Raw genomic sequence first — 17,055 nt, 5'->3', positions numbered from 1 at the left:
GGGTTCCAGTGCGTGTGCGCCTTTCCAACGCAGGTCTTGGTTTTGCCCTCTATTACGAAAGGCTTATGCCTCCAGTTCGGCGTCCCAGTAAAGGAAGTCCATCCAGCTGTCGTGCAGGTGGTTGGGTGGAAACTTGCGCCCCATGTTCAGAAGCTCCTGCGCCCCCGGCTGACGCGGCGGCTTGCGCAGGGCCAGACCCGCTTGCCGCAGGCTTTTCGAGCCTTTGCGCAGGTTGCAGGGCGCACAGGCAGCCACGACATTTTCCCAGGACGTGATTCCCCCCGACGCACGGGGCACCACGTGGTCGAAGGTCAGTTCCCCCTTCGCGCCGCAGTATTGGCAGCGGAATTCATCCCTCAAGAAAAGATTAAAGCGCGTGAAGGCCACGCGCTTTTGCGGTTTGACGTAATCCTTGAGCACCACGACGCTCGGTATTCGGAGCGTCATCGAGGGGCTTCGGACCACCTCGTCATATTCGGCGACGATGTCCACCCTATCGAGAAACGCCGCCTTGACCGCATCCTGCCAGGGCCAGAGCGACAGCGGATAATAGGACAAGGGCCTGTAATCCGCGTTCAGCACCAGCGCCGGGTGGTGTCGCAGCGCACCCGGCTCGCGCACAAAAGCTGTTCTGAAAGTACCATCCATCGGGGGACTCGTCTCCTGCCCTGTCTGCCTGTACCAGCGTCAGGACGGGAGCCCCGCCCCGATCTCTGGTGAACACTATATATCGCGGAAACCATCCGGCAACCCCCGCAATATGCGGTGTTTGTCGCAGCGATAGCGCAGGATAATCACAGGTCTGTGACAGCCCCCTCAATCGGGGATCGAAAACACCTGTCCGGGGTAGATCAGGTCCGGGTCGCGGATGCGATCGCGGTTGGCCTCGAACACTTTGACATAAGCCGGACCTTCACCGTAGCGGTCGCGCGCGATGGCCCAGAGCGTGTTACCCGGCTGTACGGTGACGACCTTGATCACCGACGGCCCTTCGGCCCGGTCCGCTGCGGCAGCAAGCGCCTCCGGGTCTTCGCGGCGGAACGGGCTTTCGACCCGTGACGTGACGCCCCCTTCGGCGTCAACCGCATCCACGCGCAGCGTGTAGGTGCCGCTGTCCACATCGGGCAGTTCAACTCGCCACTGGCCGTCGACCCCGATTTCGGTCGTCAGAACCGGTTGGTTGTCGAGATAGATCCGAACGAATTCCTGGGCCGTGCCCCGCCCGGTCAGGGCCACAGCGCCCTCATCCTCGTAGGTGATGGCATCCAGCGCGATCTGGTCGAGCACCTCGGGCGTCCCTCCGCCCGGTTGCAGTATGTTGATGCCCTCCTCGGTCGACAGGATCACGGCCGGCGCGGTCGGCGCCTCGGCGACAACCGTTTCAGGCGCAACGGTTTCTGGGGCAGGTTGTTCAGCAACCTCGGCCGCAACAACCGTTTGTTCGTCCTGTGCTGCCGGAGTCGCAGGCGAGTCCGGCTCGACCGGAGCTTCGGTTTCGACCGATGGGACCCCCGTTTCTTCCGTCTGCGCGACGGTTTCCGCAGGCTGTTCCACGGCGGACGTTTCAGGCGTGGCCTCGTCAGTCGGCAGAGCCGCAACCTCGACCGGTGGCACGTTTTCCGCTTCTGGTTCCGCCTCGGACCGCGTGGCCGGAGCGGGTGCCTCGGCAACGGACACCATCGGCGCAAGGATCACCTGATCGGTGCTTTCGATCCGCCCCAGGTCCCCTTCGGACACAAGGCTCACCACACGTGGAGCCGCGCTTTCAGGCAGATCGAGAAAGGTAACGAACTTTCCAGCCCCATCCGCCTCGGCGCGACCGGCCTCCACCCCATCGACAAGGATGATTATCTCGCGCGCGCCCGGTGCACGGCCTGCCACGAGGGTCTGTCCGTCCGGTGCCACGCGCACGATGTCGAAGGCCGGGGGAACGGGTTCGGGAGATGCGGTTTCTTCTTCCGGCGCCTCTGCGGTCCCCTCCACCGGTGCAGGTTCCGCTTCGACGGTTTCGGCCTCAGGCGCGGCGGTGTCCGGTTCCGCACTAGCAGGCTCCGGTGCATCCGGGGCGTCTGCGACCGGGGCTTCTGAAGAAGATGTTTCCGGCGCATCGCTGTCGGGCAGAACCGCAACCTGCGCCGCCGGGGTTTCGGGATCCGGTGCCGGGAACAGACGCCCGCTGGCATACAGCCCCACGACAACGGCACCCACCGCTGCCACGCCGCCCAGAACCAATCCGGACGTGCCGTTTGCAAATGCGAATTTGCTCATTTTACCCCAAGTGTCCGTGACAGAATGGCCATGAGCCATTCCCGCAGTTGAGCGTATCTATCAAGGCAGGTATCACGAGGCAACTTCCCACCGCGTATCAAGGACGCTGCCCATGATCTCGAAGTCCATCTGTGTCTATTGCGGCTCACGTCCGGGCGGGAATCCGGCCTATGCACGCGAAGCCGACGCTCTTGGTCGTGCCATTGCCGCCGAAAACTGGCGCCTTGTCTATGGCGCGGGGGATGTCGGTCTCATGGGGACCGTTGCGCGTGCCGCGCAGGATGCGGGCGGCGACACGTTCGGGGTGATCCCGACGCATCTGCTGGACCTTGAGGTTGGCAAAACCGACCTGACGCGCTTCATCATCACCGAAACGATGCACGAGCGCAAAAAGGTCATGGTGATGAACGCCGATGCCATCGTCGTCCTGCCGGGCGGGGCCGGGTCGCTTGACGAGTTTTTCGAGGTGCTCACCTGGCGGCAACTGGGCCTGCATGGCAAGCCGATCATCCTGCTGAGCGTGGACAACTACTGGGCACCGCTGACAGCGCTGCTCGATCACGTGGTCGATCAGGGCTTCGCCGACAGGTCGCTGCTCGGGTTCGTGGAAACCACCACTTCGGCCTCGGACACCATCACGGCCCTGCGGCGCGCCCTGTCCTGAGTGTAGGCGCTGCTCGAATAGATCGCGAGCGCGGTCCAGATCAGCGCAAACGCAATCAAGTGAACTGCGGTGAACGGTTCACCCAGGATCAGCACAGCGCAGAGGAATTGCAGCGTCGGGTTGATGTATTGCACGACGCCGACCGTCGACATGGTGAGCCGCCGTGCGCCATAGGAAAACAGGATCAGCGGCAGCGCGGTCATCGGGCCAGAGGCCACAAGAAGCGCGGACTCCAAGGCCTCCCGCCCTAACACGCCGCCCGGCCCCAGATGAAGATGCGCCAGCCACGCGATGGCAATCGGGCTGAGCATCAGCACCTCGGCGGTTACAGACACGACCGGTCCCAGATCGAGCCGTTTCTTGAGCAGACCATACAATCCAAAGGTGGTCGCCAGCACCAGCGAGATCCACGGCAGGATGTGCAACCCGATGGTCAGCGACACCACCGCTGTCGCCGCCAGCGCGATGGCCAGCCATTGCGGCGGGCTGAGCCGTTCACCGAAGAACACCCGGCCCAGAAGCACCGCCACTAGGGGAAAGATGTAATACCCCATCGAGGATTCCGTCGCGCGGCCGACCTGGATGGACCAGATGAACAGAAACCAGTTGACCGAAATCAGCAGCGCAGCAGTCAGGATCACACGCACGGAATGCGCCGTGGTCATGGCCCCCCATAGAAGACCAAGCCGCCCCTGCAGCATGAGAACCGCGGCAAAGAACACCAGAGACCACACCGTGCGATGCGCAAGAACCTCGTGCGGAGCAACGCTGCCGAGCGCTTTGTAAAACAGCGGAGACAGGCCCCAGACCGTGCAGGCGGCGATCAGCGCCAGAACGCCTTTGCGAGTGTCTGTCATGGTTTGCGCCTCCGCCGAAAGCGGTATCCGGCGGCGGAGAGATGCGCAAGTGGCCGCGCTGACCCGGAGCGAAAGGCTAGAGCGCGCCCTTGTCCACCATATAGCGCAGCATCTCGGGCCGATAGGCCGTCAGCTCATCGCGCACCGCCGCGTGGCGCAGCATGTCATTGCGATAGCTCGTTACGGCCTCTGGCCAGTCGAGATAGGGAATGACCCGACCCTCGAACAGGTCGATCCATTCAAGCGTCACGATGGTCCCGCAATCGCCCATCCAGAGCCGGTCACGCGGAAGGCTCGACCGGGTGAGCATTTCACCCAAGGCCGTCAGGCGTTTGGTGATGATGTCGTGCGCCGCCGCAATCGCAGACGCATCGCGGTTGGCCGGGGAAACATGCGGAAAGGTCAGCCGCAACGCGGGTTCCAGGCGGGTGTCGGAAAAGCGGGACCGTTCCCGCGACAGCGCGCGCCCGATGACTGTATCCGGCAACATCGCGGGATCGGGATGGCGCTCCTCCAGATATTCGGCAATCGCTTCGCTGTCGGTCAGCACCAGATCGCCATCGACCAGCGCCGGAATGTTGCCCGAGGGGACGATCGAAAGGTAATCGGCCGACCCGCCGCCTCCGGGCGGGGGCTGCTCTTCGAAGTCCAGTTTCTTGTGCCGCAGCAGAATGCGCAGCTTGGCACAGTAAAGCGAATGATCGGAGGTATAGATGCGCAACATGGGTTACAGTGTACTACAACTGAAAAAGCCCTGCCGGAAAGACAGGGCTTTGAATTTTCAACGTCAGCCTGATCAGGCGTTCGACAGGCGCTCGGCCACGTTTTCCCAGTTGACGAGATTGTCGAGGAAGTTGGCCAGATACGCGGGACGCTTGTTGCGGAAGTCGATGTAGTAGGAGTGTTCCCACACGTCGCAACCCAGCAGAGCCGTCTGGTCAAAGCAGACCGGGTTCACGCCGTTTTCGGTCTTCGTGACCTTCAGCGTACCGTCGGTGTCGACCACCAGCCACGCCCAGCCGGAACCGAACTGGCCCGCGCCTGCGGCAGAGAAGTCTTCCTTGAACTTGTCGACCGAACCAAACGCATCGACGATACGCGCTTCAAGCTCGCCCGGCATCTTGTTGTCGCCCGGCCCCATCATTTCCCAGAACTGGTTGTGGTTCCACAGCTGGCTGATGTTGTTGAAGATGCCGTTCTGCGCCACGGCCTTGGGATCATAGGTGCCCTTGATGATCTCTTCCATCGATTTGCCGTCCCATTCGGTGCCGGCGATCAGCTTGTTGCCGTTGTCGACATAGGCCTTGTGGTGCAGGTCGTGGTGGTATTCGAGTGTCTCTTTGGACATGCCTTTGCTGGCCAGCGCGTCGTGGGCGTAGGGCAGATCAGGAAGTTCGAAAGCCATGGTGGTGTCCCCTCGTTGGTGCGTCAAATTACACAGGCATACGTGATGCGACGTCCCGCCAAGGTCAAGCCCACGGGGACGCCAAACCGGGATTAATCCCGCCTGTCAGTCAGATAACGCGTCAGCGGGTGAAATGGTTCACCGCCGAAGCGTCATCCGCTGCAGTGCTGAGAAGCGCAAACATGTAGGCTGCCACTGACCGGAAACAGACCACCCGTGCCGTGCTGGCGTCGTCCATCCAGAAGGCGGCGGCAACCTGTGCCATGCGGGTCCGGCGGACCATTCCGGGTTTGAATGCGTCGGGCGACATGTCGACCGGAGCCAGTTTTGCGATCACCTCGCGCATCATGCTGCCCTTGAGCTGGAACACCGCGCGGGCGTCCGAGACGTTGACCACAAGCGCGTGCGAGTCAGCGAGTTTGGTCGCCAGGTCATCTGCCTTCGCCTGCGCGTCGTCATAGGAGCAGAGCAACAGCGCCTCGTCAGGCGACATCCAGAGCGCGCCAGTGCTGCCCGCAAACACGGTTTCGCGGATGCCCGGCAGGGTCACGCCGAACACGTCCTTGACCACTTTGACGATGGCCTTGTCCGTAAGATCGCCACGCAGGGTCACCATGCCCTGCCCGGCCAGTTCCTCGATCTTCACCAGACCGTCGAAAGATGCGCCACCCAGCGCCAAAGCCACATCAGACATTCTGCTTCTCCCCCTCGGGATCAAAGAACACGGGGCTCACGATCCGGGCTTTCTTGGCCGGTTCACCCCCGTTGGTAAAGCTGATCACCTCGCCCATGCGGTCGGGGCCATTGAGCACCAGACCCATGGCGATGCCCTTGTTCAGCGTCGGGCTGTGATAGGTCGAGGTCACACGGCCCTGCGTGTTGGTCTGACCATTCTCGTTGGTGCCCTCGGCGATGGCATAGGCCCCGTCCTTGAGCACCGACCCGTCGAGCGTTTCGAGACCCACCAGCTTCCAGCGCTTGGGATCGGTCATGTGCGACCGGGCCTGAGCGCGTTTGCCGATGTAATCGTCTTTCTTCTTCGAGATCGCCCAGTCGAGGCCCAGATCCTGCGGGATCACCGTGCCGTCGGTTTCGTCACCGATCATGATGAAGCCCTTTTCGGCCCGCATGATGTGCAGCGCCTCGGTGCCGTAAAGCGTGATGTCCCACTCCTTGCCGGCCTCGATCAGCTTGTCCCAGAAGGCGCGGCCCAGATTGGCGGGCACGGCGATTTCGTAGCTGAGTTCACCCGAGAACGAGATGCGATAGGCCCGAACAGGGAAACCGCCAAGGGTGCCGTCTTTCCACTCCATGAAGGCCAGCGCCTCTTTGGACACATCCATGCCGCCCAGCTTTTCCAACAGCTTACGGGCATTCGGGCCCACCACGGCGACCTGCGCAAACTGTTCGGTCGCGTTGACGGTCCAGACCTTCCAGTCCCACCATTCGGTTTGCAGCCACTCTTCCATATGGGCATGGATACGGTCCGCACCGCCCGTGGTGGTGTGGCAGAGGAACGTGTTCTCGTCGATCCGCGCCACCACGCCGTCATCGGTCAGAAACCCGTTTTCGGTGCACATCAGACCGTAGCGGCATTTGCCCGGTTTCAGCGTGCTCATCATGTTGGTGTAAAGCATGTCGAGGAAGCGGCCCGCATCCGGCCCCTTGACGATGATCTTGCCGAGGGTCGAGGCGTCCAGCAGGCCGAGGCTGTTGCGCGTGGCGAGAACCTCGCGCTTGACCGCGTCATGCACGCTTTCGCCGGATTTCGGGAAGGCATAGGGACGCCGCCAATGGCCGACCGGTTCCCAATGGGCGCCATTGGCTTCGTGCCAGGCGTGCATGGGCGTCTTGCGGATCGGCTGGAAAATCTCGCCACGGGCCTCACCGGCAATCGCACCCATCGAGATGGGGGTATAGGGCGGTCGGAAGGTGGTCGTGCCGACGCGCGGAATTTCTTCATCCAATGCATGAGCAAGGGTCGCAAGGCCGTTGATGTTGCTGAGTTTCCCTTGATCGGTCGCCATGCCGAGCGTGGTGTAGCGCTTGGTATGTTCGACCGACTCGAACCCTTCCTGCGCGGCGAGTTGCACGTCGGAAACCTTGACGTCGTTCTGGTAGTCGAGCCACGCCTTCATGCGCAGTTTCTTCTGCGCACCCTGCGGCATCATCCAGACCGGGACAAGCGGGGCTTCATCGGGCGCATCGCCGCTTGGCGCGGCGCTGTCGGCCTCTTCAACACCGACACGCCCGGCAGCGGTTTTTCCTGCGTTTGCAGCGTTCTGCAGCACGTCCTTCAGGTGGAACGCACCGTCGGCAGCACCGGAGGCGATGACAAACGGGTTGCCGTCATGGCTTGTGGGCGCGCGGTCGTGATCGGGGCGGAAGGCCGCTTGATCGGCATCCCATGTCAGCTTGCCGCCACAATGGGACCAGAGATGCACCACTGGCGACCAGCCGCCGGACATTGCGACAGCGTCGCAGAAGATTTCCTCCAGCACTTCGCCTTCGCCTGCCTGCACGCCGCGACAGACGGAATGCACACGTTTCGCGCCTTTGACCTTGACCGCCGCCGCGCCGGTTTCGACGCGGATGCCAAGCGCCTTGGCCTCGTCCATCAGCGCGCCTCCCCCCTTAGGGCGGGCGTCGAGGATCGCGGGCACCTTGAGACCGGCCTGCACCAGCGCGATCGCGGTGCGGTAGGCGTCGTCATTGTTGGTGACAACCACCGTCCGGTCACCGGGGCTGACGCCGTAGTTCACGAGGTAGTCGCGCACGGCAGAGGCCAACATCACGCCGGGAATGTCGTTGCCTGCAAAGCTGAGCGGGCGTTCGATGGCCCCGGTTGCGGTGATGATCTGGGCCGCACGGATGCGCCACAGGCGGTGGCGCGGGCCAGCGACTTCGGGCGCGTGGTCGGTCAGCCGTTCGTAGCCCAGCACGTAGCCGTGATCGTACACCCCCGCCCCCATCGTGCGGGTGCGGATCTGGGCGTTGGGCATCGCGTCGAGTTCTGCACGGGCCTTTTCGACCCAGGCCTCGGGCGACAGGCCGTCGATGGTGCCACCATCGACCGGCGCGCGGCCCCCGAGATGAGCAGTCTGTTCCAGAAGCAGCACCTTGGCCCCGGCGCGGGCAGCGGTCAGCGCCGATTGCAGACCGGCGACCCCGCCACCGATCACCAGAACGTCGGTGAAGGCGTAGAAATGCTCGTACCGGTCTTCGTCCCGCGCTTCGGCATCGGGGGCTTTGCCCAGACCGGCGGAATGGCGGATGAACGGCTCGTAGATGTGTTTCCAGAACGGGCGCGGATGGATGAACATCTTGTAGTAGAAGCCCGCGCTCAGGAAGCGCGACAGCAGGTTGTTCACCACACCCACATCGTATTCCAGCGACGGCCAGTGGTTCTGGCTGGTGGCGGTCAGCCCGTGGAAGATCTCAGTAGTCGTGGCGCGCTGGTTCGGCTCGAACCGGTTGCCCTCGCCCAGATTGACCAGCGCGTTCGGTTCCTCGGATCCCGACGCCACGACGCCGCGCGGACGGTGGTATTTGAAGCTGCGCCCCATCAGCATCTGGTCATTGGCCAGAAGCGCCGAGGCCAGCGTGTCGCCCTGGTAGCCCTTCATCAGGGCACCGTTGAACTTGAAGGACACAGGCCGGTTGCGGTTGATCAGGCGGCCCTGGGTTTGAACGCGGGTGCTCATAAGTCAGACCTTGGCGCTGGCGGAGGCGTCGGAGCCTCCGGCAGGAGTTTTCTTGGCAAGATGAAGGGTCATGCGATGTCCCTCCATTTGAATCCGGGGCGCTTGGCGCGGATGGTGTCGAGGATGTCTTTCGGCGGCTCGGTCGTCTGGGCCTTGTAGGTGCCGAAGACTTCGAGCGTGTTCGTGCAGCGCGCCGCGTGGAACCACTTGCCGCAGCCGTTCACATGCCGCCAGCGTTCGAAATGCACCCCCTTGGGGTTTTCGCGATGGAACAGGTAGCCGGTGAAATCGTCATCGCTGGAGTCGGGGCCAAAGCGTTTCAGATGCGCTTCGCCACCGCCATGCAGTTCGGTTTCTTCAGCGGCCACGCCGCAATAGGGACAGGTGATCACGAGCATGAGGATGCCTCCAAAGTGACGCTGGAGTTCGTGCGCTGTGCGCGGAAACCAAGGGCGGCGCCCGGCCGCGGGTGGGTGCGAAGCGCCCGCCCATGGGGGCGGTCGGGCGCTGCCCGGCGTACCGCCGGGCGAGTGCTCAGATCATCGTGCATCAATGCGCCACCCCCGCAGCCACGCTCTCGTCAATAAATCGGCCCTCGCGGAAGCGGTTGAGGCCGAACTCGGCGGTGAGTGGTGAGTAACCCTTGGCGATCAGTTCGGCCATGCCCCAGCCGGAACCGGGGATCGCCTTGAAGCCGCCGGTGCCCCAGCCACAGTTGATGAAGCAGCCGTCGAGCGGCGTTTTCGACAGGATGGGCGAGCGGTCGCCGGTCATGTCGACGATCCCGCCCCACCAGCGCAGCATCTTGAGGCGCGAGATCATCGGGAAGGTCTCGATCAGGGCGCGGACGGTTTCCTCGACATGGTGGAACGACCCGCGCTGGGTGTAGTTGTTGTAGCCGTCGGCGCCGCCGCCGATGACCATTTCACCCTTGTCGGATTGCGACATGTAGCCGTGGACTGTGTTGGCCATCACGACCACGTCCATGCAGGGCTTGATCGGCTCGGAGACCAGCGCCTGAAGCGCGACGGATTCGATGGGCAGACGGAAGCCCGCCATTTCGGCCAGCACCCCCGAGTGACCGGCGACGACAATGCCCAGCTTGTCGCAGTCGATCTCGCCCTTGGTGGTGGTCACGCCTTTGACGCGGCCACCCTCCTGCCGGATCGCGGTGACCTCGCATTGCTGGATGATGTCCATGCCCATGTCGGAGCAGGCGCGGGCATAGCCCCAGGCCACGGCGTCATGGCGGGCGGTGCCGCCGCGCGGCTGCCAGAGCGCGCCGAGGACCGGGTAGCGTGGGCCGTTGAGTTCGATGATCGGGCAGAGTTCCTTGACGCGGGCGGGGCCGATGAACTGGGTCTCGACGCCCTGCAGGGAGTTGGCGTGCGCGGTGCGGCGGTAGCCCCGGATCTCGTGCTCGGTCTGGGCCAGCATCATCACGCCGCGCGGGCTGAACATGACGTTGTAGTTGAGATCCTGCGACAGCGTCTCGTAGAGCGAGCGCGCCTTTTCGTAGATCGCGGCAGATGGATCCTGCAGGTAGTTGGAGCGGATGATCGTGGTGTTGCGGCCAGTGTTGCCGCCGCCAAGCCAGCCCTTTTCGATCACCGCAACGTTGGTGATGCCGAAATTCTTGCCGAGGTAATAGGCAGTTGCGAGGCCGTGGCCCCCTGCCCCCACGATGATCACATCGTAGTTCTTCTTCGGCTCGGGCTTGCGCCAGGCCCGTTCCCATCCGGTGTGGTAGCGGAGGGCTTCACGGGCAACGGCAAAGGCGGAATAGCGTTTCATAAGGCGCGACTCGAAGCTTGGGTGGATTTGACGGATATGTGGACCGAACCGGCCCGGAGGCGGATACTCACAGCGTCGTATTACCGTGTTTTTGCGACATGGCGCTTTGTCACGGGAATTTGCCCTTTTTTCAAGCGGCCTGCGACTATACATGGCTGTGAAACAGCTTGTGGATTTTGCATACGATGACGTCTTTCTGGATCGCAACCGTGACTTTGGCCGTTGCCATGGCCGGGCTGCTGGTGATGGCCCTGATCCGGGGCCAGCGCAACACTGGCCCTGCCGAGGCGTTCGACCTGCAGGTCTATCGCGACCAACTGACGGAAGTGGACCGGGATCTGGCCCGGGGTGTGATCTCTGAAGAGGATGCCGAGCGCCTGCGGACCGAGATTTCGCGTCGCATCCTTGCGGCGGACGCCAAGGCGTCGGCACGGGGGGCCGGTGGGATACAGCCCAGACCGCTTGGCTACGCGGTGGCATCGGTGATCGGCGCGTTGGTCGTGGGCGGGAGCTATTGGCTCTATTCACAACTGGGCGCACCGGGCTACGGCGATCTGGGGCTGTCGCAGCGGCTGGAAATGGCAGAGCTGGCGCGCGAGAACCGTCCCTCGCAGGCGGAAGCGGAATCGCAGATGCCCGCAACCGGAGAGACCGAGGTTCAACCGGAATATGCCGATCTCGTGCAGCGCCTGCGCGGTGCCGTGGCCGAGCGGCCCGGCGATTTGCAGGGCCATATCCTGCTGGCGCGGTCCGAGGCGGCGCTTGGCAATTACGTGGCCGCCTATGAGGCACAGCAGCAGGTGCTGTCGATCAAGGGCGATGGTGCGTCCGGCAAGGATTACGCCGATCTGGGCGATATGATGGTTCTGGCTGCCAGAGGTTATGTTTCCCCCGAAGCGGAGCGCGTCCTGGAAGCGGCGCTGGCGCGTGAGCCTGACAATGGCGTTGCCCTTTACTACATGGGTCTGATGATGGCGCAGACCGGCCGGCCCGACGTGGCGTTCCGCCTTTGGGACCGCCTGCTGCGCCAAAGCCCGCCGGACGCAAGCTGGCTGCCGCCGATCCTCGCGCAGATCGAAGAAATGGCATTCCGCGCAGGGGTGTCCGATTATCAGGTACCGCAGATTGCAAACATGCCGGGGCCGAGCGCCGACGATGTTGAAGCGGCTGGCGAGATGACGGCGGAAGAGCGCCAGGACATGATCCGGGGCATGGTGGCGCGGCTGTCGGACCGGCTGGCCAATGAGGGCGGCACACCCGAGGAATGGTCGCGTCTGATCTCATCGCTTGGCGTTCTTGGCGACGAAGCGCAGGCCATTGCGATCTGGAACGAAGCGCAGGAGGTGTTTGCGGACAATCCCGACGCGCTGGATATCGTGCGCGAAGGTGCGCGGGCTGCGGGTCTGACGCTTTAGAACGCCACGAACGGCCGACGCTTGGCCACGTAAAACAGGAAAACACGGCTGGTGATCTTCGAAGAGTTTTCAGATTTCGCGGCGGAACTGCCGCCGATGCGTGCCATCGCAGGGCTGGACCTTGGCACCAAGACCATTGGCGTGGCGGTATCGGATGGGTTGCGCAGCGTGGCGACCCCGCTGGAGACAGTCAAACGCAAGAAGTTCGGAACGGATGCCGAGGCGCTGCTGGCGATTCTTGCCAAACGCGACATTGCCGGGCTTGTTCTGGGCCTGCCGCGCAACATGGACGGCTCGGAAGGGCCGCGCTGTCAGTCGACACGGGCTTTTGCGCGGAATTTTTCGGCGCTCTGGGACCGTCCGATCACGTTTTGGGACGAACGGCTGTCGACAGTTGCGGCAGAAAGGGCACTGCTTGAGGCGGATACGACCCGAAAACGTCGCGCAGAGGTGATCGACCACGTCGCTGCGTCGTATATCCTTCAGGGGGCGCTGGACCGGCTGCGCCATATTCAGGCCGAAGCATAAGGAAACACGCGCCAATGAAAGACGACATCTGGGCCCGCGACGAGATCGAAAGCCCCTGCGTGAAAATCTGCGTCGTGCATCCCGAAAGCCGTCTGTGCACCGGGTGCCTGCGCACCATCGACGAGATTGGCGCGTGGTCGAAGATGTCGCCCGAGGCGCGGCGCCAGATCATGGCGGAGCTGCCTTCCCGAGCGGGCCAACTGAGCAAGCGGCGTGGTGGACGCGCCGCACGTCTGGCGCGCTGACATCCGTTCTGACCTTCAGGATCGAGACAAAAAAACCGGGGCCACTGGCCCCGGAGGTTTTGTTGATCGTCGATAGAAGTCTTTGCGTCAATCCAGTTCGAGAACGCAGGTACAGAACTGCTTGGCCTTCCAATGCGCCTTCTTGCTGACCTGGACGTTGTAGAGGATCTGGTAGGTGTCATCCTCTTTCGCAAGGCAGCAGGCTGTCACTTCGACATCCTTTGGGGCCGTGGCGCAGAAATTCCGCCCCAGGTAATACATGTCCGGCTGCACATCTGCCGTGAACATCGCGCGGCGCTTGCCGTTTTCGTCAGTGACGCATTTCACCTTGGGGCAGGATGCGGGTGCCGGTTTCGGTGAAATGTTGGTCGCGATCCGCGGTTCACGCGGTTCGTCCGGCTTTTCCGGTGTCTCCGGAGTCTCCGGTGTTTCGGGCGTCTCCGGTGTCTCCGGTGTCTCCGGTGTTGTCGGACGCTCGAATGTCGGCTTTTCGTATGTCGGCTCGTCCGGAGGAACATCGCGCGCAAACGCGGGGGCCGCGATCAGAGCGAAAATCAGCAGGGCAAGTCTCATATCATTTCCCTCAAGGCACCGCTTACACTGCGGGCATGTCTATCATGGCTCCCCGCCTCAGAGAACTCACTTCTCGGGCGGGATGCTCTTTTTCAACCACGTCAGGCTGCGGCTTGGGCAATGCTGACGCTTTCCACGATGAGGATCTGGTCAAGCGAGACCGCCCCTGCACCGGAGGCCACAACAGCAACCGTCTGACCGTTGGCCTGAACCAGCGTGTCGCCGGTCAGATCGTCGGTTTCGAGCGAAATCGATGTTCCGGCAGAGGTACCAACCGGCACGGAAACGATCACCACTTCATCTTTGGCAAGGTCCATGACCGTTGGCGCATTGGCCGGATCAACCCATGTGCCGGTGTAGAAGATGTCGTTGCCCGCTTCGCCATAGGCCACGTCACCGCTGCCCATCTGGATGTCGTCATCTCCTTCACCACCCAACAGCAGATCCGGATCCACAATATCCTGCGCTTCGATCAATTCGTCATCATTGCCATCCCAGATGCCGAAGATCTGATCATTGCCTTCGCCACCGTCGAGCGTATCCGCGCCCGCACCACCGACCAGCGAATCAGCTCCGCCGCCGTCCATGATGCTGTCGTCGCCGTCATTGCCGAACAGGGTATCGTCGCCGATGCCGCCGTACATCGTGTCATTGCCGTCGCCGCCGACAACTTCATCGTTGCCTTCCTGGCCATCGACAATGTCGTTGCCCGCGTCGCCGAAGACCGTGTCATCGCCAAGGCCGCCATACAACTCATCATCGCCGGTGCCACCGGCAACCAGATCGTTGCCAGAATTGCCTTCAACGGAATCGTTGCCCTCGCTGCCAAAGACCTGATCGTCGCCGTCGCCACCAAGAACGCTGTCATCGCCGGTTTGGCCGTCGAGAATATTCGCGCCGTCATTGCCGTTGATCGCATCGTTGCCATCACCGCCGACAACCGTCGCGGCTCCGTCCGTTGCGGTCAGCGTGTCACCGCCCTCGGACCCAAAGGTCACACCATCGGAGGTGATCACCCCGTCGCCGGTGTTCCCACCTGTGTCAGTACCACCCGTGTCAGTACCACCCGTGTCGGTGCCACTGCCGGTATCCGTCCCGTCGCCACCATCACCATCGACGCCACCTGTATCGGTGTCGTCGTCATCTTCACTCGAATCCACGAACAGGCCAGCCGTGATGCCCAGAAGCGTGAGAGCCAAAAGCGCTGCATATTCCATAACACGTTAATCCCAAGATTACCGAATGGCATTGAAAGTACCTGTCCGCGCAGGGGCGCTCATAATAAAATCGTCAAATTTACGAAAATTGTGCGGGATCGCGAGACAGTCTTTTTGCGACCGCTGCGATTGTTCACAACCACCCGCCGGAATGTGGCAACGCCTTATTTTTGCCGCAGCCAGATTCCGCCTTTTTCAGGTGATTCAGGACGCAGATACGCAACCATTCTTCCGGCTGCGGGCGCGATGGCGCTATGCTGCCACGGGGCAACCCCGTGCAGCAAGAACGGATTGAGGAGAACCGCTTCGCCGGGGCGCGAAAAAAGCGAAATGCGCCGGCATTCCGAAAAGACCCGTTTTCGCGCGGCCTGATAGATGTCGGTGATGTCGGTAACCGGCCAGTCCGCCTCGGGTAGATGACCCAGCGCATCGGTGAGTGCCGCCTGAAGGATATGGTGGCTTCCGTCCCAGACCACCAGAGGACTCGCTCCGGGGGAGGTTTCGGTCAGAGGCAGGCCGAGGATCCAGTCATGCCGTTCGCGCAGAAACCGTCGCTTTGGCGACCCTTCGGCCAAGAGACCATCCATATGCGCGGCATCGCGGTTCAGGCGGTAGCGAAAGGCGACATCGCTTTCGCCTGCGCGTGGCCGGGGATATCCGGGATAGGTCACCGACAGTTGCGCGGGGTGCAGGTCTTGCCGTTGTCCGATCCGGTCCACCGCAGGGCCAGCCAGTGGAACACCCGCAACCGTTCCCTGCGGATCCGATCGCAGCGCATCGACGCCAACGAACCACGTACCTTCGCATTGCAGCCATTGCGCCCGCATCGCGGGGTCGCGGGTGACGCGCTCTGCGACGTGCCGTGCGGCTACAGCCCAGCGATGGGTGTCCGCGTTCCAGCCGAACCGGATATAGCCGCAATCCGGCCAGCCCCGCACCATCGGATCAGCCCGCGAGGCGGTCGGGGTGGGCCATCAGGTCGCGTGCTTCATCCAGCACCTCAAGCCCTGCCCCGGGCCGGTTCGCCTTTTCCGACAGGACGCGACGCCATGTGCGCGCGCCGGGCTGTCCGGCAAAAAGCCCCAGCATGTGCCGCGTGATCTGGTGCAGCCGACCGCCATTCTCCAGATGATCCGAGATGTAGGGGCGCATCGCGTCGATCACGGTATCACGGCTGTGAGACACCGGCTTGTCGCCAAATATCCGTTCATCGGCCTCGGCGAGAATGTCCCAGGGCCGATGGTATGCCGCCCGCCCGATCATCACCCCGGTCATACCCCGCGCAATGAGTGCCTCGGCGTCGTCCAGCGTTTCGATGCCCCCGTTGATCGACATCGGGAGATCCGGGAATTCTGCGGCCACGCGCAGCACCAGATCATAGTCGAGCGGAGGGATGTCGCGGTTCTCCTTGGGCGACAGCCCCTGCAGCCACGCCTTGCGCGCGTGGACAATCAGGTAGTCGCAGCCTGCCGAACGTACCTTTTCGATGAAGTCGGGCAGAACCTCTTCCGGGGTCTGGTCGTCGACCCCGATCCGGCATTTGACCGTGACCGGCACATCAACTGCCGCCTTCATCGCCGCGACGCAGTCCGCCACCAGCTCCGGCGTCTTCATCAGGACGGCGCCAAATGTCCCGGATTGCACACGGTCTGACGGACAGCCGACATTGAGGTTGATCTCGTCATACCCGGCCTCGGCCCCCATCCGGGCGGCCTGCGCCAGCTCTGCCGGATCCGACCCGCCGAGCTGCAGGGCAACGGGATGTTCTTCCGGGCTGTAATCGAGCAAATGCAGCGCCCCACCCCGCACCAGGGCCGGTGACGTGACCATCTCGGTATAAAGCAGCGCACTCTGACTGATCTGCCGGTGAAAGTACCTGCAGTGACGGTCGGTCCAGTCCATCATAGGCGCGACAGACAACCGCGCTGCCTCGGTATTTGCGTTTCTGGGCATTCAAAGGTCTCCTCGGGTCCGCTGATGGTCGGAGCGAACCCGCTTGGCACACCATACGCGCAGGGCACCGGCTGCACCACCCTGCCTCGTGCAACGACAGGCAAAGGGCGTTGATTGGGCGGGTCCGACAGCGGCTCATTTTGCCTTAACGCAAGTCAGGACAAGCTCCAAAGCTCGACGAGGTTCACTGACAGTGGCTCAGAGAAACAGACATTGGTGCTGCATGCAGCGATTTGCCGGATCGGATCCGAAGCAGACACCAGCCGTTAGCCAGCTGTGTCTTATGTTCCATCGCGCGGTTCAGTCGACAATTCGTCGATCTGAAGGCTCACTGTACCGAGGCGCACAGCAACGTGGGTCGATCGAGGGTCGGCACCCATTGATTTCATTTAGATTCAATTTGTCCGCACCAGTCTGACATAATTGTTAGGG

Annotated in this window: 17 protein-coding genes; 4 read left to right on the top strand and 13 right to left on the bottom strand. The window is 62.7% G+C overall.

Annotated elements, in window-relative coordinates; translation table 11 throughout:
- Window positions 1-63: 63 nt before the first annotated feature.
- Complete coding sequence (locus MGEO_RS10970) at window positions 64-648, bottom strand: HNH endonuclease (protein WP_085637209.1); 585 nt, start codon at window positions 646-648, stop codon at window positions 64-66.
- A 168-nt stretch (window positions 649-816) separates the two neighbouring features.
- A complete protein-coding gene (locus MGEO_RS21705; RefSeq protein WP_085637206.1) occupies window positions 817-2,268 on the bottom strand; it encodes a LysM peptidoglycan-binding domain-containing protein in 1,452 nt (483 codons plus the stop codon).
- A 112-nt stretch (window positions 2,269-2,380) separates the two neighbouring features.
- Between MGEO_RS21705 and MGEO_RS10960 the strand changes: the two genes are divergently transcribed.
- The gene (locus tag MGEO_RS10960) at window positions 2,381-2,932 is read left to right on the top strand and encodes an LOG family protein (RefSeq protein WP_085637203.1); all 552 of its coding nucleotides are present in this window, start codon (window positions 2,381-2,383) and stop codon (window positions 2,930-2,932) included.
- On the opposite strand, the gene rarD is transcribed toward MGEO_RS10960, so the two are convergent.
- From rarD to MGEO_RS10925, 7 genes are all read right to left on the bottom strand, one after another.
- The gene (gene rarD / locus MGEO_RS10955) at window positions 2,839-3,789 is read right to left on the bottom strand and encodes an EamA family transporter RarD (protein ID WP_085637201.1); all 951 of its coding nucleotides are present in this window, start codon (window positions 3,787-3,789) and stop codon (window positions 2,839-2,841) included. The two genes, MGEO_RS10960 and rarD, sit on opposite strands and share 94 nt — an antisense overlap.
- A 76-nt stretch (window positions 3,790-3,865) precedes the next feature.
- On the bottom strand, window positions 3,866-4,513 hold the full coding sequence (locus MGEO_RS10950; RefSeq protein ID WP_085637198.1) for a glutathione S-transferase family protein: 648 nt from the start codon (window positions 4,511-4,513) through the stop codon (window positions 3,866-3,868).
- A 72-nt stretch (window positions 4,514-4,585) separates the two neighbouring features.
- Window positions 4,586-5,194, bottom strand: a complete 609-nt coding sequence (locus MGEO_RS10945; RefSeq protein ID WP_085637196.1) for a superoxide dismutase — start codon at window positions 5,192-5,194, stop codon at window positions 4,586-4,588.
- Between the two features lie 121 nt (window positions 5,195-5,315).
- Window positions 5,316-5,888 (bottom strand): sarcosine oxidase subunit gamma, encoded by a 573-nt coding sequence (locus MGEO_RS10940; RefSeq protein WP_085637194.1) that lies wholly within the window; start codon window positions 5,886-5,888, stop codon window positions 5,316-5,318.
- Window positions 5,881-8,898: a sarcosine oxidase subunit alpha family protein gene (locus MGEO_RS10935; protein ID WP_085637191.1), complete on the bottom strand. Its 3,018-nt coding sequence runs from the start codon at window positions 8,896-8,898 to the stop codon at window positions 5,881-5,883. Before MGEO_RS10935 ends, MGEO_RS10940 begins: the two co-directional genes overlap by 8 nt.
- Window positions 8,899-8,966: 68 nt before the next feature.
- Complete coding sequence (locus tag MGEO_RS10930; RefSeq protein ID WP_085637188.1) at window positions 8,967-9,296, bottom strand: sarcosine oxidase subunit delta; 330 nt, start codon at window positions 9,294-9,296, stop codon at window positions 8,967-8,969.
- A gap of 151 nt (window positions 9,297-9,447) precedes the next feature.
- Complete coding sequence (locus MGEO_RS10925) at window positions 9,448-10,692, bottom strand: sarcosine oxidase subunit beta family protein (RefSeq protein ID WP_085637184.1); 1,245 nt, start codon at window positions 10,690-10,692, stop codon at window positions 9,448-9,450.
- A gap of 185 nt (window positions 10,693-10,877) precedes the next feature.
- On the opposite strand from MGEO_RS10925, the gene ccmI reads away from it, so the two are divergent.
- The 3 genes from ccmI (at window position 10,878) to MGEO_RS10910 (ending at window position 12,880) form a co-directional block, all read left to right on the top strand.
- Window positions 10,878-12,107 carry a c-type cytochrome biogenesis protein CcmI gene (ccmI, locus tag MGEO_RS10920; RefSeq protein ID WP_085637181.1) on the top strand — a complete coding sequence of 410 codons (1,230 nt, stop codon included), beginning with the start codon at window positions 10,878-10,880 and terminating at the stop codon, window positions 12,105-12,107.
- A gap of 96 nt (window positions 12,108-12,203) precedes the next feature.
- On the top strand, window positions 12,204-12,635 hold the full coding sequence (gene ruvX / locus MGEO_RS10915; RefSeq protein ID WP_408607498.1) for a Holliday junction resolvase RuvX: 432 nt from the start codon (window positions 12,204-12,206) through the stop codon (window positions 12,633-12,635).
- 14 nt (window positions 12,636-12,649) lie between these two features.
- A complete protein-coding gene (locus tag MGEO_RS10910; protein WP_085637175.1) occupies window positions 12,650-12,880 on the top strand; it encodes a DUF1289 domain-containing protein in 231 nt (76 codons plus the stop codon).
- Window positions 12,881-12,967: 87 nt separating this feature from the next.
- Here the strand turns inward: MGEO_RS10910 and MGEO_RS21560 are convergent, their stop codons facing one another.
- The 4 genes from MGEO_RS21560 to dusA all read right to left on the bottom strand — a co-directional run bounded on the left by MGEO_RS21560 (window position 12,968) and on the right by dusA (window position 16,623).
- Window positions 12,968-13,453 (bottom strand): hypothetical protein, encoded by a 486-nt coding sequence (locus tag MGEO_RS21560; RefSeq protein ID WP_198948102.1) that lies wholly within the window; start codon window positions 13,451-13,453, stop codon window positions 12,968-12,970.
- Between the two features lie 101 nt (window positions 13,454-13,554).
- The gene (locus MGEO_RS10900) at window positions 13,555-14,670 is read right to left on the bottom strand and encodes a calcium-binding protein (protein WP_085637169.1); all 1,116 of its coding nucleotides are present in this window, start codon (window positions 14,668-14,670) and stop codon (window positions 13,555-13,557) included.
- A 164-nt stretch (window positions 14,671-14,834) separates the two neighbouring features.
- A complete protein-coding gene (locus MGEO_RS10895; protein ID WP_085637166.1) occupies window positions 14,835-15,611 on the bottom strand; it encodes a hypothetical protein in 777 nt (258 codons plus the stop codon).
- Window positions 15,612-15,615: 4 nt separating this feature from the next.
- Window positions 15,616-16,623, bottom strand: a complete 1,008-nt coding sequence (dusA, locus tag MGEO_RS10890; protein ID WP_085637162.1) for a tRNA dihydrouridine(20/20a) synthase DusA — start codon at window positions 16,621-16,623, stop codon at window positions 15,616-15,618.
- Window positions 16,624-17,055 lie beyond the last annotated feature (432 nt).

The sequence above is a fragment of the Marivita geojedonensis genome (assembly GCF_002115805.1).
GTDB lineage: Bacteria > Pseudomonadota > Alphaproteobacteria > Rhodobacterales > Rhodobacteraceae > Marivita > Marivita geojedonensis.
The sequence above is the reverse complement of the archived record's forward strand: the minus strand, read 5'-3'. Positions and strand labels throughout refer to the sequence as shown.